The sequence below is a fragment of the Microcoleus sp. T2B6 genome, from assembly GCF_036700475.1.
Classification (GTDB): Bacteria; Cyanobacteriota; Cyanobacteriia; order Cyanobacteriales; family Microcoleaceae; genus Microcoleus.
The window spans coordinates 1-13,659 of sequence record NZ_JAUBOZ010000066.1 but is presented as its reverse complement, the minus strand read 5'-3'; the positions used below and the strand labels follow the sequence as shown (position 1 = coordinate 13,659).

General features: G+C 45.0%; 14 protein-coding genes. 8 read left to right on the top strand and 6 right to left on the bottom strand.

The window, feature by feature from the left end; genetic code table 11:
* Positions 1-110: 110 nt before the first annotated feature.
* Entirely contained in the window at positions 111-1,268 is a 1,158-nt protein-coding gene (locus QUA00_RS24360; RefSeq protein WP_333411412.1) for a GspE/PulE/PilB domain-containing protein, read from the top strand.
* Positions 1,269-1,803: 535 nt separating this feature from the next.
* On the opposite strand, the gene QUA00_RS24355 is transcribed toward QUA00_RS24360, so the two are convergent.
* From QUA00_RS24355 to QUA00_RS24335, 5 genes are all read right to left on the bottom strand, one after another.
* Entirely contained in the window at positions 1,804-2,436 is a 633-nt protein-coding gene (locus QUA00_RS24355; RefSeq protein ID WP_333411411.1) for a ribonuclease D, read from the bottom strand.
* Positions 2,402-2,611 carry a hypothetical protein gene (locus QUA00_RS24350; RefSeq protein WP_333411410.1) on the bottom strand — a complete coding sequence of 70 codons (210 nt, stop codon included), beginning with the start codon at positions 2,609-2,611 and terminating at the stop codon, positions 2,402-2,404. The genes QUA00_RS24355 and QUA00_RS24350 overlap by 35 nt, the downstream gene beginning before the upstream one ends.
* Positions 2,595-3,101 carry a CAP domain-containing protein gene (locus QUA00_RS24345; protein WP_333411408.1) on the bottom strand — a complete coding sequence of 169 codons (507 nt, stop codon included), beginning with the start codon at positions 3,099-3,101 and terminating at the stop codon, positions 2,595-2,597. The genes QUA00_RS24350 and QUA00_RS24345 overlap by 17 nt, the downstream gene beginning before the upstream one ends.
* A 204-nt stretch (positions 3,102-3,305) precedes the next feature.
* A complete protein-coding gene (gene trpB / locus QUA00_RS24340) occupies positions 3,306-4,544 on the bottom strand; it encodes a tryptophan synthase subunit beta (RefSeq protein ID WP_333411407.1) in 1,239 nt (412 codons plus the stop codon).
* A 29-nt stretch (positions 4,545-4,573) separates the two neighbouring features.
* Positions 4,574-4,765 carry a hypothetical protein gene (locus QUA00_RS24335; RefSeq protein ID WP_333411406.1) on the bottom strand — a complete coding sequence of 64 codons (192 nt, stop codon included), beginning with the start codon at positions 4,763-4,765 and terminating at the stop codon, positions 4,574-4,576.
* 553 nt (positions 4,766-5,318) lie between these two features.
* Here QUA00_RS24335 and QUA00_RS24330 point away from each other — a divergent pair.
* The 6 genes from QUA00_RS24330 (at position 5,319) to recR (ending at position 9,789) form a co-directional block, all read left to right on the top strand.
* On the top strand, positions 5,319-5,978 hold the full coding sequence (locus tag QUA00_RS24330; protein WP_333411405.1) for a TIGR00266 family protein: 660 nt from the start codon (positions 5,319-5,321) through the stop codon (positions 5,976-5,978).
* A gap of 36 nt (positions 5,979-6,014) precedes the next feature.
* Positions 6,015-6,695 carry a TIGR00266 family protein gene (locus QUA00_RS24325; RefSeq protein WP_333411403.1) on the top strand — a complete coding sequence of 227 codons (681 nt, stop codon included), beginning with the start codon at positions 6,015-6,017 and terminating at the stop codon, positions 6,693-6,695.
* 123 nt (positions 6,696-6,818) lie between these two features.
* Entirely contained in the window at positions 6,819-7,649 is an 831-nt protein-coding gene (locus tag QUA00_RS24320; RefSeq protein WP_445305760.1) for a TIGR00266 family protein, read from the top strand.
* 68 nt (positions 7,650-7,717) lie between these two features.
* Complete coding sequence (locus tag QUA00_RS24315; RefSeq protein WP_333411402.1) at positions 7,718-8,530, top strand: M48 family metallopeptidase; 813 nt, start codon at positions 7,718-7,720, stop codon at positions 8,528-8,530.
* A 144-nt stretch (positions 8,531-8,674) separates the two neighbouring features.
* Positions 8,675-9,043 carry a translation initiation factor gene (locus tag QUA00_RS24310; protein ID WP_190737631.1) on the top strand — a complete coding sequence of 123 codons (369 nt, stop codon included), beginning with the start codon at positions 8,675-8,677 and terminating at the stop codon, positions 9,041-9,043.
* Between the two features lie 152 nt (positions 9,044-9,195).
* Complete coding sequence (recR, locus tag QUA00_RS24305; protein ID WP_333036394.1) at positions 9,196-9,789, top strand: recombination mediator RecR; 594 nt, start codon at positions 9,196-9,198, stop codon at positions 9,787-9,789.
* 101 nt (positions 9,790-9,890) lie between these two features.
* Here recR and QUA00_RS24300 read toward each other — a convergent pair whose 3' ends face one another.
* The gene (locus tag QUA00_RS24300; RefSeq protein WP_333411400.1) at positions 9,891-11,003 is read right to left on the bottom strand and encodes a flagellar assembly protein H; all 1,113 of its coding nucleotides are present in this window, start codon (positions 11,001-11,003) and stop codon (positions 9,891-9,893) included.
* A gap of 257 nt (positions 11,004-11,260) precedes the next feature.
* Between QUA00_RS24300 and QUA00_RS24295 the strand changes: the two genes are divergently transcribed.
* Positions 11,261-13,372 (top strand): prolyl oligopeptidase family serine peptidase, encoded by a 2,112-nt coding sequence (locus tag QUA00_RS24295; RefSeq protein WP_333411397.1) that lies wholly within the window; start codon positions 11,261-11,263, stop codon positions 13,370-13,372.
* Positions 13,373-13,659: the final 287 nt, after the last annotated feature.

Sequence of the window (13,659 nt, the reverse complement as noted above, 5' to 3'; positions counted from 1 at the left end):
CTGCGCTAGTCATCATCTAGCTCTCAATCTTTTGGTAGAATTTGAGGCTGCAATACAGAAGGGAGAAAATTCTGGGACTAAGAATTTTTATTTAAGAAAAGCTTCCGGTTGTGAGGCCAATTCCTCCGTCAGGGAAGTTGCAGCGTTTAATTTTATCGCATCAGGTTGGTGCGTCGCGCTCGATCGCGCTTCCAACTACAAAGCAGCTAATGGTACATACATCTTCAACAGACTCGGCAGCTACAATGGACTCCGATCGAATATTTCAACTAATCGACACAGTTGTCCCCTTTGAAGCTTGCCTTTACTATCAAGTTTTGCCTTTATCTCTAGAAGGTAATCGGTTTAAATTGGGCGTAGTCGATGCCCAAGATGACTCCGCCTTGGACTACGTGCAGCGGATTTTAGCTTACATGAATTGCTCAGTCACAACAGAGCCAATTGCCTCGGAAACTCAGCGCTCGATGCTCTCAGCTTACTTGCTGCACGGGAGCCAGCTTCGAGAACCCAGCCAGACAGAAACCGCAGCAGCCCCAACACCCAAAAATCCCCCACCAGCAATTTCAGCCCCCAAAGCAGAAACGCTGCTGTCTGTGCCAGAACCCTCGATGCCCGATCGTGAGCAGTTTAAACCTGCTGGCGCCGAGGTTCCCCCGACACCGACACAGCTATCGGTTTTGAATGTCGAGGCCTTGCACTTGTCAAGCCCAGTCGAAGTTTTGGCAACTTTGCCCGCGCCCCAACTGCTGGAAGAATTGCTCGGTAGAGTGCTGCGAGAGGGTATCGGCCGCCTGTTTTTTGAGCGGCATCAGTCCCAAGGCCGGATTCTTTGGAGTCAAGACGGCGTTTTGAAATCGATGCTCGAAGGTATCGATATCGTCCTTTTCCAAGAGGTCATCGACGAGTTGAAGCGGCTGACAGATATGCCTGTGTGCCCGGTGGAACAGCCCAAACAAGTCGAAGTTGAGCGCATCTATCAAAACACTCATTTGCTGTTGCGCTTGCGGGTAATGACGGTGGGTGGCAAGGAAGAAGCCACCCTGCAAGTTTTGCGGGGGGCAGCTTTGAGGTTTTACCAGCAGCAGCAGTTGTCTACTTTGAGTCGCGACGCGCTGCGGCTGGCCGAAGAATTGCAGCGGAAAGTGAATCAAATTCGCGATCGAACTCGCCTTTCTCCTGTGCCTTTAGAGGGGTTGCCGGCTTTGGAACAGGTGATTAGAAATGTTGACGACCAAATTGAAGCATTGATGCACGAACACAATCCCTAGCAGCCCTACTTAGCAAGAGATCACTGTTTTGAATTTTTTTTTTACTCATATCGTTTCCGGTTGTATCGGAATGATTTAACCGCAGAGGGCGCAGAGAACGCAGAGGGAGAGAATACAGAGAGGAATATTTCCGATGCTACCGGATTTGATATCACATCAAGTCCGGTGAAATAATAATAATTACGTTTGTAGTGAGGACTCAAGTCCAAGCGAGTTTTATCATAACTCAAGTTTTCACTACAAAACAATTTGATGGCAGTTCTGCCAGGTGATATCTAGTCCGGTCGATTCCCTTCGCTTCGCTTCGCCCGAAATCAGGTAGGGGCGGGTTAACCAATAATATCTGCCAATAATTGACAATCTCAAAAACCCGCCCGGCCGGGATATTATGGTCAATCGATCGGACATAATATGACACAAGATTATACCAGTTCCCTAAAAGAATGGAACTGTATGCCCGTGCTCTAAACCCTGGTACTCATCAGTCATTCCCAATCTAAAATCTAAAATCTAAAATCTAAAATCTAAAATGGTATTAGCCATGCTCAAAAACATCCTTGTACTGCAATAAATCCAAACTCACAAAAACGGGCAAACACTGAAAACATTGCTGTGCAATTTCCCAGCGTTCTTCTCGCTGCAACATAGCAGTCAACTTTTGTTTAGCGCTCAGCAAATAGCGGACATCATTAGCAGCATAATTTAGTTGATCGTCAGAAAGATTAGTCGCATTTCCCCAGTCGGAACTTTGAGATGTTTTATTTAATTCTACCTTTTCAAGTTCTAGAATTAATTCTTTCAATCCGTGTTTGTTGGTATAAGTTCTAGCAAGTTTACTAGCTAGCTTGGTGCAGAAAACTGGTGCAACGTCAATACTTAAATTGTAACGCATTGTTGCCAGATCGAAGCGCGCAAAATGAAATACTTTCTCAATACTTTCAGCTTCCATTAACTTCTTTAAATTCGGTGCTGCTGTCTGATCTTTGGCAATCCGCACCACTGCAACTTTACCTTCTGGATTGCACAACTGCACCAAACACAAGCGATCGCGCCAGGGTAGCAAACCCATTGTTTCCGTATCAACGGCGATCGCCTCTGCTGTCAAATAGTAAGATAAGAGAGAATCGGGAATATCACGATCGCACACTTGAAAATCTGCAACTTCCATTATTAGTAATTTTTGACTGTTGACTGTTAACTGTTGACTGTTGACTGCCTTCTTCCCTCTTCCCTCTTCCGGCTTCCATCGGACTGACATCCGTTACATCCGTTACATCCGTTACATCCGTTACAGAATCCGTTGCCGAACTTCCTTCTTCCTCCCGCTTACCGACTGCGGACAAAAAGCTGAGTAAAATAATACTCGCCTTTGGCATTTTTCGCAACCCCAATACCGGTCACATTAAACTGACCTTCCATATTCTTACGGTGGCCGTCACTTTTAATCCAACCCTCAACAGCATTGCGTACCGGGTCGCTGTAGCCAAAATTATAAGCAAGATTTTCAGCTACACTTTGATAAGGAATCGTAATTGCTTTCGCCCGCCCCTCAAATCCATCGTGGCTGAAACGTACTTTACCGTTAGCCATATTTTCGCTGTGAATTCTTGCTATCTGACTGATTCGCGGATCGACACTCAGCGGCGGCAACTTTTTAGATGCTCGGTATTGATTGATCTGTTGGTTAACCGCTTTTTCTAAGTCAGTAATAGCACTCGAAGCAACATTAGTATTCATGGGAGTTTGTGGCAGCGATCGCGTAGGAATGGAGGTATCACACTTAGGCAGGATTGTCAACAATCCCAAGCCCATTAAAATCAAACCTTTGGACATGAAATCAAACGAAAAATAAAGTTAATTGTTACTCCTATGTTGCACCATTCTCAAGAACAGGCAAGATGCCTGTTCCACGACGGACTTTTGTTGTGGGGAGTAGGGGTTGGGCATCCTGCCCGCCCGCAAAAGGCTTATTGAGAATGGTGCAATCTTTCAGTTGTTACCGATTCCTACAGAGCGATCGCCCCAAATTCCGCCAAACTAGATATTCAGAACTTTTGCCACAGTGTTCACGTCTTTGTCGCCGCGTCCCGAACAGTTAAGCACAATGCGCGGCTTGCCTGTTAGCTGCGGGCACAGAGTCTCTAAATAGGCGATCGCATGAGAAGTTTCCAAAGCTGGAATAATCCCCTCCAACTGCGAAAGCCGCTGAAATGCTTCCAGCGCTTCTGCATCAGTTACGCTATAATATTCAGCCCTGCCCGCATCCTTCAAATAACTGTGTTCCGGCCCCACACCCGGATAATCCAAACCCGCACTAATAGAATGCGGCTCAATCACTTGACCTTCATTATCTTGCAGCAAATAACTCATTGCCCCGTGCAGAACTCCCACACTTCCTTTAGTCAAAGTAGCAGCGTGCTTATCCGTCTCCACACCTTCGCCCGCCGCTTCAATACCAATCAATCTGACAGTTTCTTCCCCGACAAACTCGTGGAAAAGACCCATTGCATTAGAACCGCCGCCGACGCAAGCTAATAAAATATCCGGCAAACCACCCCACTTTTCCTGACACTGAGCCCGCGTTTCTTCACCGATTACCGCATGGAAATCGCGTACCATCATCGGGTAAGGATGCGGGCCCGCTACGGAACCGAGAATGTAATGAGTTGTTTCGACATTTGTCACCCAGTCGCGAATCGCTTCGGAAGTCGCATCTTTCAGCGTTCCCGTACCTGCAGCCACCGGCCGCACTTCGGCTCCCATCAAGCGCATTCTAAACACATTTAAAGCCTGTCTTTCCATGTCGTGAACGCCCATGTAGACAACGCATTCTATACCGAAACGAGCGCAAACTGTGGCAGTAGCAACGCCGTGTTGACCGGCACCAGTTTCAGCAATTACCCGCTTTTTGCCCATACGTTTTGCCAGCAATGCTTGAGCTAAAGCGTTGTTGATTTTGTGAGCACCGGTGTGGTTTAAATCTTCGCGTTTGAGGTAAATTTGCGGGCCAGTTCCGTCTGCTTTAGCGTAGTGTTCGGTGAGGCGTTCGGCGAAATACAAAGGGCTGGGGCGGCCGACATAATCTTTGAGCAGTTGTTGGAGTTGCTGTTGAAATTCCGGTTCGCTGCGGTATTTGTGGAAAGCGGCTTCTAGTTCAAATAAAGCGGGCATCAGGGTTTCGGGGACGTATTTGCCACCGAATTTGCCGAATCTGCCGAGGGAGTCGGGGCGTTGGGAGTTGGTTTCGGTGGTGAGATGCAGGGGGGTGACTGTCATTTGATTTTAGATTTTAGATTTTAGATTTTTTAGATTGGCGGGTAAGCTAGAGGCGGGCGTGTCGATCGCGCGCTTAGTCGATCGTACCAAATTGCTTGGGGACTTGAGGCGATCGAACAAATTTGATTTTGACATCCTCCCCAACCGTACCGCAGGATGCCTAAACCTCGCCCGGAAATGTTCACTTCACAGACTAGACTTATTGAAAAAGTCTTTTCCATCAAACAAATTTTCGGACTTGGCGCCGATCTGATGCATAATTATTTTTAAAATTCAAGTCTACTGACTTAGGGCTATGCCACCATAATATTCTTAATTGCCTTGAGATTTCGGTCATCGTTAACCATGCTTATAACATTCTCACTAGCGCCGATCGAACTGCAAATTATCGACTCTACGACCAGATTTTCCACCTTTTTAATTTAAATATTTAAAGCAAAGTTATAATAATTTTAGCACAATGATTGCAGTAAACTCATCTCATACTTCTTGTGCGATATGTTACATTTCTTGAAGAACGCAACAGCTTGCTAATTCAATCGTAGTAAAATAAAAGCATAGACCTACAATCCTACTCTCTCATCCCGGTCTACTGGTAAAACTCAATAACCTCAACCCCAAATCCACCTCCATAGAGGGCGAGGGGTAATAAAAAAATTATTGTTCGCACTGTTCCTTCTGGGCGCTCCTTCCAGCAAATTATAGGTTAAATTGAGTAACCATTAGCAGATTTTACTTGTTTCAGTTATTGTTACCAAACAGGAAACCAAAATCGTGGATATCGACATTCGTTATAAACCTTCCTTTGCCACAATTTTTCTTACCCTCGAACCTGGAGAAAGCATTATTGCTGAATCAGGAGCGATGATAGCAATGGATGCAGCACTCACCATGAAAACAGAATTTAATGGAGGTTTTTTGTCAGGTGTATTGAAAAAGTTTTTTGGTGGTGAATCGCTGTTCGTCAATCGATTTACAAATGCAACACGGCAGTCTCTCCAAGTCGTTCTTTCTCAATCGACAATCGGAGATATTGCCGAAGCTCAAGTCTACGAAAATAACCTGTGCTTTCAACCCGGTGCTTATATTGCCAGTACCCCCGATATCAAATTAGGCGTGCGCTGGGCTGGATTGGCAAGTTGGTTTTCGGGAGAAGGCTTATTTAAATTGCAAGCCAGCGGACAGGGAACGGTATTTTTTGGCGCCTATGGTGGTTTGACTCGCAAGAAAATTAATGGTGACTTTATTGTCGATACAGGGCATTTAGTAGCTTACGAGTCGGGAATAAAAATGTCGGTAAAAATGGCAGGCGGATTATTAGGTTCGATTACATCCGGGGAAGGGTTTGTGAATAAAGTCACGGGCAAGGGAACAATTTACTTGCAATCCAGAAGTATCGATGGTTTAGTTCAATTTTTGTCGAGTAAAGTTTGAGTTGCCAGCGAATATACCCATTACCTACTACCGAATATGAAAATTGAACTTTTACAACAACCCGACAGCACGATCGCCCGTGTCACCCTAAATACAGGTGAAGAAATCGTTGCCGAGGCAGGTGCAATGGTGGCAATGAGTGGCTATCTACAAGCAAGTACGACATTGCGCCAAGGCAAAGGTGGCGGTATTCTCGGCGGACTCAAACGAATGATTGGTGGAGAGTCGCTATTTTTAAGTGTATTTCGCTCGCCCACACCGGAAAATACACTATTTTTAGCGCCCAAAATGTTGGGCGATATGCTGCACTATAAAATGGGCGCAAGTGGCTTAGTAGTACAAGCAGGTTCTTATTTAGCTAGCACATCAGATGTCAATATTGACTTGGGTTTTCAAGGCTTCAAATCGCTGTTTTCTGGAGAAAGTATCTTCTGGCTGGATATGGGCGGTCATGGAGACGTACTATTGAGTTCCTTCGGCGCAATTTACGAAGTTCCTGTCAAAGGAGAATATATTGTTGATACAGGTCATATTGTCGCCTTTGAGAAAACTTTAAAGTTTGAAATTACCAAACCTCCCGGAAGTAGTTGGTTGAGTGCATTTATCGGCGGAGAAGGTTTAGTTTGTCGCTTTAAAGGCAACGGCCGCCTGTTCTGTCAAACCCACAAGGCCCCAGCATTCGGTCAAGCCGTCGGCAGTCGTTTACCTCCGAGGTAGCAAGAGAGGAAGACGAAGAGAATGGAACAAAAAGGAGACCGATAAAGTTCTTATTAAGCTGTCACGCATTTAAATTGCATATTCAGGGCGGGCGAGACACCCCACAAGACGGCGAATTGTTTGTTGGCATTCTATTTAAATGCTGAACAGCTTACCTATTCTCTGTTTATTGTCAACTCCCAACTTTCAACCATCAACCATCAACTCCCAACTCTCAACCATCAACTGCCAACTGCCACCTATCAACTGTCAACTTATATGCCTAGCAATATCTCATATACAATCGAGCATTCTCCATCATATGCCCAACTAAAACTCAAAATTCCTGCCAACGAAACGGTGTTGGTAGAAGGTTCGGGCATGGCAGCGATGGATAGTCACATCACCCTGAAATCAAAAGTCAAAGGAGGTTTAATGAAAGGCCTCACGCGAATGTTAACAGGTGAGTCTTTGTTTATCAGCGAATTTACTGCCCCCGAACGTTCTGGAACACTTTACATTTCCCCTGGACTTCCCGGCGATATTCAACATTATCACCTCAAGGGAAATAGCTTGATGCTGCAATCTTCTGCGTTTGTGGCATCGAGTTCTACTGTAGACCTAGATAGTAAATTTCAGGGTTTAAAAGGTTTTTTTAGTGGCGAATCTCTGTTTTTTCTGAAAGCAACTGGAGAAGGCGATATCTGGTTTAATTCCTATGGCGCCATCCTGGAAATTCCAGTCAATGGAAGTTATATCGTCGATACCGGTTATATTGTCGCCTTTGAGGATACGCTGAAGTATAATGTTGAAGTTATGGGGGGGTTATCCTGGACAAACTTGAGGACGGGAATTTTAGGTGGAGAAGGCTTAGTTTGTCGTTTCAGTGGAGAGGGTAAACTGTGGATACAGTCTCGCAACCTGTTTCCTCTGATTAATTTTTTAAATCCCTTCCGACCGACAAAGAACAATTAGTTCGGTGCTTTTATATAACTTGTAGGATGCGTTAAATTATCACAACGCATTCTACCATCATACAATAATTGAAAAACCTTATGAGCGATCGCAATCCACCCACAAGTAACAGACAACTGCTAACCCTATTTGGGATTTTTTTAGCATTAGTCTGTTTATTGCTTTGGGGAAGCATCAAACTGGTAGATGGGCTAATTTTATTAATTCCCCCCGAACTCGAACAGCGTTTGGGGGCGTTAGTTATCCCAGCTTACGAACGTCTTGCGAGCTCTTCTCCAGCACAAGATACCCTGAATCAACTCCTGAATCGCCTGGAAACTAAATTACCTAAACAAAAAAATATCGATCGCAATTATCGCCTACTTTACATTCCCGATGATACTGTAAACGCGCTAGCCTTACCTGGAGATACAATTATTGTTTATCGGGGTTTAATACAGCAATTGGAATCGGAAAACGAGTTGATGATGATCTTAGGTCATGAGTTGGGTCATTTCGCCTATCGCGATCATTTGCGGGGAATTGGGCGGGGATTGGCGCTACAATTTGTGGTAGCGGTGTTCGCAGGCGATGGAGGTGGGTTGCTGAATGTTGGCGCTGCGATCGCTTCCAATTTAAGCAAAGCCCAATTTTCTCGCAATCAGGAAGCCCAAGCCGATGAATTTGGCTTACAACTCCTGGTTTCCCATTACGGGCACGCAGCAGGCGCAGCAGACTTTTTCCAGCGATTAGCGCGACAATCTCGTTTAGATATTGCTTTGTTATCGACTCATCCGGCACCAGGCGATCGCAGTTTAACGTTAACACAAACGATCGCCCAACGTCGCTATCCGATTCAAGAGCGATCGCCTTTACCCGCAACACTCAAAAGCGATCGATAATAATAAGACACTTAATAATTCCCTGAACCCTTGATCGGCTAATACAATAGGTATAATATCAGGGTTTAAACGAGCGATCGCCACCTTACACCCAATCCGCTAAAACTAGAAATACCAGTAAAAAAAGTTCAAGCATCTTAACCTATGGCAGCATCCAAACGCAAAGATTCTGACAGCAAAACAACCGAGGGCAAACGAATAGTTTACTCCGAGTTTGGCAACGTTGACAACTCGGCCGCCCTCCAACGGGGAGTTGCCGAAGTTCCCCCCAATCAACAAAACCTCAAAATCGAAGCATCCCGAAAAGGACGCGGCGGCAAAACAGTTACAGTCATCAGCGGCTTTCAGGAAAAACCCGAAACATTAGCAACTTTAGCCAAGCAGCTAAAAGCCCAATGCGGTACTGGCGGCACAGTCAAAGATAATGAAATCGAAATTCAAGGCGAACACAAGCAAAAGCTGCTAGAAATTATCACAAAGTTAGGCTACAAAGCTAAAATTAGTGGAGGGTAAATTAGTCAATATTCCTCAGTGTATGGGCGGGGCGGGTTTATGATATACTTAGTTTTAAACATAGATGGTTGGTAAAACCCGCCCCTACATCGCACAAATTATATTGTCGCGAATCAACCAGAAATGATATTACCAATTACCGCCAATTTTTAATGTACACTCGACCTTTAGCTCGTTTAATCGAACAATTGCAGCGCTTGCCCGGAGTCGGTCCAAAAACAGCTCAGCGGCTCGCTTTACATATTTTGAAGCGACCGGAAGAAGAAGTGCAAGCCCTAGCTAAATCTTTGATTGATGCCAAACAGCAAGTAGGTTTCTGTCAAGTATGCTTTCACTTATCTGCTGACCCTGTTTGCGAAATTTGCCGCAATACCAACCGCGACACTCATACCATTTGTGTAGTGTCAGAATCCCGCGACGTAATCGCTTTAGAAAAAACGCGGGAATATATGGGTAAATATCACGTTGTTGGCGGCGTTATCTCGCCGATGGATGGAATTGGCCCGGAACAATTGAACATTCAACCGTTAGTGCGGCGCGTCAGCCAGCAAAAAGTTAAGGAAGTAATTATTGCTATTAGTCCCAGCGTGGAAGGCGAAACTACTACTCTTTATATCGGTCACTTATTAAAACCTTTTACCCTAGTGACGCGCATAGCTTTTGGTTTGCCGATGGGGGGAGATTTGGAATATGCCGATGAAGTTACATTGGCTCGTGCTTTGGAAGGAAGGAGGGAGTTGGATTAGTTATAAGTTGTCCCGCATCTAAATTGTGTTTTCTGGCGGGCGGGACGCCCAACCCCTACTTTCCACAAGAACTCGATCGAGCTTAATCGCTCTTTTTTTACTCAAACGGAAGAGTTTTCTAATCTAGCAATTAGTTCTTCTATTGACAAATCCGGGAGTTGTGACAGCAATAGCGATAAATTTTCGGCCGACACTGCGAGCAAATTTGGGATGAGATTGACGGTGTTTACTTCTAATTGACCAAAGCGCTTTCTCAAGACATTTTCGGCGATTAAAGTTTGTACTTGTTGTCTATCTGCTTGGGCAATTGGCAATGTGGATAATTGCACTAACAACATAGTGAATTCACCAACAGGTAAAGCCGAGACAGAGGCAAAAAAGGCAATTGTCTTAGCGTCTAAATCCCCAAATCTGACTTGCAGAAAGTTTTGCAAAATCAACCGCTGTGCTTCTTCTCTTCCTTCTTCTCTTCCTTCTTCTCTTCCTTGTTGTGTGGCCTCATCTATTTTTTGTTGTAACAGAGGTACGAGCGCCATAACTAACTCCTTATCTTCCTGATTTCCTGGGGTACTAGCTGCTAAATTTACTTGCAGATTCGCTTGCAGGTTGTACAATAATTCTAGCGTACTAGCTCGTAAGGGACTATCAACAGGCAATCTTGTTAATTCCGCGATCGCCCCTTGCTGTACTTTACCCTTACCTAAAATCCGCAACCACATCGTTTCTGGAACATTCGGTAGCTGGTGAATAGCTATCAATCCTACTCGCCAAACTTCCGATAGAAAATAAACCCCCCTCCCCCAACCTTCTGACTCTTGGGGAAGCATAAAATTAAAGCTGCTTAACAAAGCCTCCGAAGCTGTGGGAGTCAGAATCCACAACCTGGGTAATTGCTGGGATTCTAAACGTTGCTCTTCTCGATTAGCTCGGCGCAGTAATTCTGCCCTAGTATTTAAAAGTTTGACAACACAACTGAAGATATCCTCTGTATTGACGGCATTGCGAAATGGTTCGATCGCAGCCACAGTCGCAGTCATTTGACCTAACAAACCTAAATTCTCTACGTATTCAGGCGATACAGAAGTGGGTTTAAACCAGATATCAATTTCTCGAACTTGAGCAGAAACATCTTTACTGGTTTCTACTTCTCCTAGAGGTGACAATAACTCTCTTAGGTATTCTTTGGCAAACTGGTCATGGGGAAATTTAGTCATTCTTGGGAAGCACGTTATCCGAAAAAAACTAAATTAATTATATCTCATTTTAAAATAGTATTTATTGGCGATATCTTCTATGTTATACACCCAATATTTTAAAGGATTCAGGTATCAAAGTATTCTGTTTTTTGAGGTGGGGTTACTTATTTAACCCAGATTTAGGATAAAATCTCAAATCCAAAATTGAGCGACTCTCCCCTGTCACTGCCGCGAAAGGGTAAACTGGAAAAAGTTACCGAGAGTAGTAAAAAATCATGACCAAATTCGATCGACCTTTAAGCTACCCCACAACCCGCAAAATCGACCAAACAGACGACTACCACGGCGTCAAAGTATCTGACCCCTACAGGTGGCTGGAAAATCCCGACTCTGAGGAAACCCAAGCTTGGGTGGAAGCCCAAAACGCAGTCACTTTTGCCTACCTCAACGAAATTCCGGCGCGGGAAAAAATTAAGCAGCGCCTGACTCAACTTTGGGATTACGAGAAATACGGCATACCTTTCAAAGAAGGAGCTCGCTATTTCTACTACAAGAATGACGGCCTGCAAAATCAATCCGTACTCTACACATTAACATCCCTCGACGACGAACCCAAAGTATTAATTGACCCCAACACTCTCTCAGAAGATGGAACTGTTGCTTTGGGTGGGATAGCTATCAGCGAAGACGGCAAATACATGGCTTACGGTTTGTCAACTTCCGGTTCCGACTGGCAAGAATGGAAAGTCCGCGATATCGAAACAGGTGCAGATTTATCGGATCATTTAAAGTGGGTGAAATTCTCAGGCGCATCCTGGACTCACGACGGTAAAGGCTTTTTTTACAGCCGCTACGACGAACCCAACGAAAAAAGCAAGCACGAAGACGTTAACTATTACCAAAAACTGTTTTATCACAAGTTAGGAACAGCCCAATCAGAAGACGTATTGATTTACGATCGCCCAGACCAAAAAGAATGGGGATTTAGCGGCGGCGTCACTGAAGACGGCAAATATCTAATTATATCAGTTTGGCAGGGAACTGAAACAAAAAACCTGATTTTCTATAAAGACTTAACAGCCCCTGAATCGCCTGTTGTAGAACTCATTAACGAATTCGAGGCAGAGTACAGCTTCATCGACAATGAAGGCCCTCTGTTCTGGTTTCAAACTGACTTAAATGCACCTTGTGGCCGGGTAATTGCGATCGACACCAACAACCCACCTCCCTCATGTCTCGGTGGTGACGAAACCCGCCCGTCGCCCAGGGAGGGGGGGTTCACAGAAATTATCCCCGAAGCAGCCGAAACCCTCCAAGGTATTGGCATCCTCAACAATCAATTTGTGGCTTCTTATCTGAAAGACGCCTACACCCAAATTAAAATCTTCAACTTAGACGGCTGTTTCGCGCGAGAAATAGCTTTGCCGGGAATCGGTTCGGTGGGAGGATTCGGCGGCAAGCGCCACGACACCGAAACCTTTTATGCTTACACCAGTTTCACTGCGCCAAACACCATTTATCGGTATAATATGGTGACAGATGAAAGTACGATTTATCGGCAGCCAAAGGTCGATTTTAATCCCGACGATTACGAGACAAAACAAGTATTTTACCCAAGCAAAGACGGTACGCAAGTACCCATGTTTATCACCCACAAGAAAGGCTTGCACTTGGATGGCAATAACCCCACCTACCTTTACGGATACGGTGGTTTTGGTATCTCGCTAACTCCGAGTTTTTCTGTTAGCAGGATAGTGTGGTTAGAGATGGGCGGAGTTTATGCGATCGCCTGTTTGCGGGGAGGTGGCGAGTACGGCGAATCATGGCACCAAGCAGGCACAAAGTTGAATAAGCAAAACGTGTTTGATGACTTTATAGCTGGCGCTGAATGGTTGATCGAAAACAAATACACCAAACCTGCCAAATTGGCGATCGCAGGTGGTAGCAATGGCGGTTTATTAGTGGGGGCTTGCATGACTCAGCGGCCGGAATTGTTCGGTGCAGCATTGCCCGCAGTCGGCGTTTTGGATATGTTGCGCTTCCACAAGTTTACCATTGGTTGGGCGTGGACTTCTGAATACGGTTCGCCGGAAAATCCCGAAGAATTTTCCACAATTCACGGCTATTCTCCGTTGCACAATCTCAAACCGGGAACGGCTTATCCGGCGACAATGATTACAACTGCCGATCACGACGATCGGGTGGTTCCGGCCCACAGTTTCAAGTTTGCTTCTGCTTTGCAAGAAACCCACGCGGGAGAAAAACCAGTGTTAATTCGCATTGAAACTAAAGCGGGACACGGGGGCGGCAAACCCACTGCGAAAGTCATTGAAGAATTGGCAGATGAATGGGCTTTTTTAGTGCGGGAACTCGATATTGACGCTTAACAAGCCGCATAGGGCGTGCGCTCGACGTAGTTTCATGATTTAGATAGAAAGAGGGTGTAAAGGGCGATCGTTCTTTTTTAATGGAAGGGCGATCGTTCTTTTTTGTCACCGCAATCCTGGTATTAATATATAATTTGTCAAGTTTTTTTGTTAAGTTTTGTAGCCTTAAGTGGCTATTATTACATGGCTGTGAGTTTACTGCACACCAAATTAGGATCGCGAATTAAATAACTTACAATTTTAATTGTTATTGTGGGATGGGCGTCCCGCCCGTCCAAAAAGGACGG

Excerpts from the sequence above, each read along its gene's own strand:
- QUA00_RS24335 (WP_333411406.1), bottom strand. The coding sequence starts at position 4,765 with ATGGAAAAGACTTTTTCAATAAGTCTAGTCTGTGAAGTGAACATTTCC.
- QUA00_RS24310 (WP_190737631.1), top strand. The coding sequence starts at position 8,675 with ATGGCAGCATCCAAACGCAAAGATTCTGACAGCAAAACAACCGAGGGC.
- recR (WP_333036394.1), top strand. The coding sequence starts at position 9,196 with ATGTACACTCGACCTTTAGCTCGTTTAATCGAACAATTGCAGCGCTTG.
- QUA00_RS24300 (WP_333411400.1), bottom strand. The coding sequence starts at position 11,003 with ATGACTAAATTTCCCCATGACCAGTTTGCCAAAGAATACCTAAGAGAG.
- QUA00_RS24295 (WP_333411397.1), top strand. The coding sequence starts at position 11,261 with ATGACCAAATTCGATCGACCTTTAAGCTACCCCACAACCCGCAAAATC.
- QUA00_RS24345 (WP_333411408.1), bottom strand. The coding sequence starts at position 3,101 with ATGTCCAAAGGTTTGATTTTAATGGGCTTGGGATTGTTGACAATCCTG.
- QUA00_RS24325 (WP_333411403.1), top strand. The coding sequence starts at position 6,015 with ATGAAAATTGAACTTTTACAACAACCCGACAGCACGATCGCCCGTGTC.
- QUA00_RS24355 (WP_333411411.1), bottom strand. The coding sequence starts at position 2,436 with ATGGAAGTTGCAGATTTTCAAGTGTGCGATCGTGATATTCCCGATTCT.
- trpB (WP_333411407.1), bottom strand. The coding sequence starts at position 4,544 with ATGACAGTCACCCCCCTGCATCTCACCACCGAAACCAACTCCCAACGC.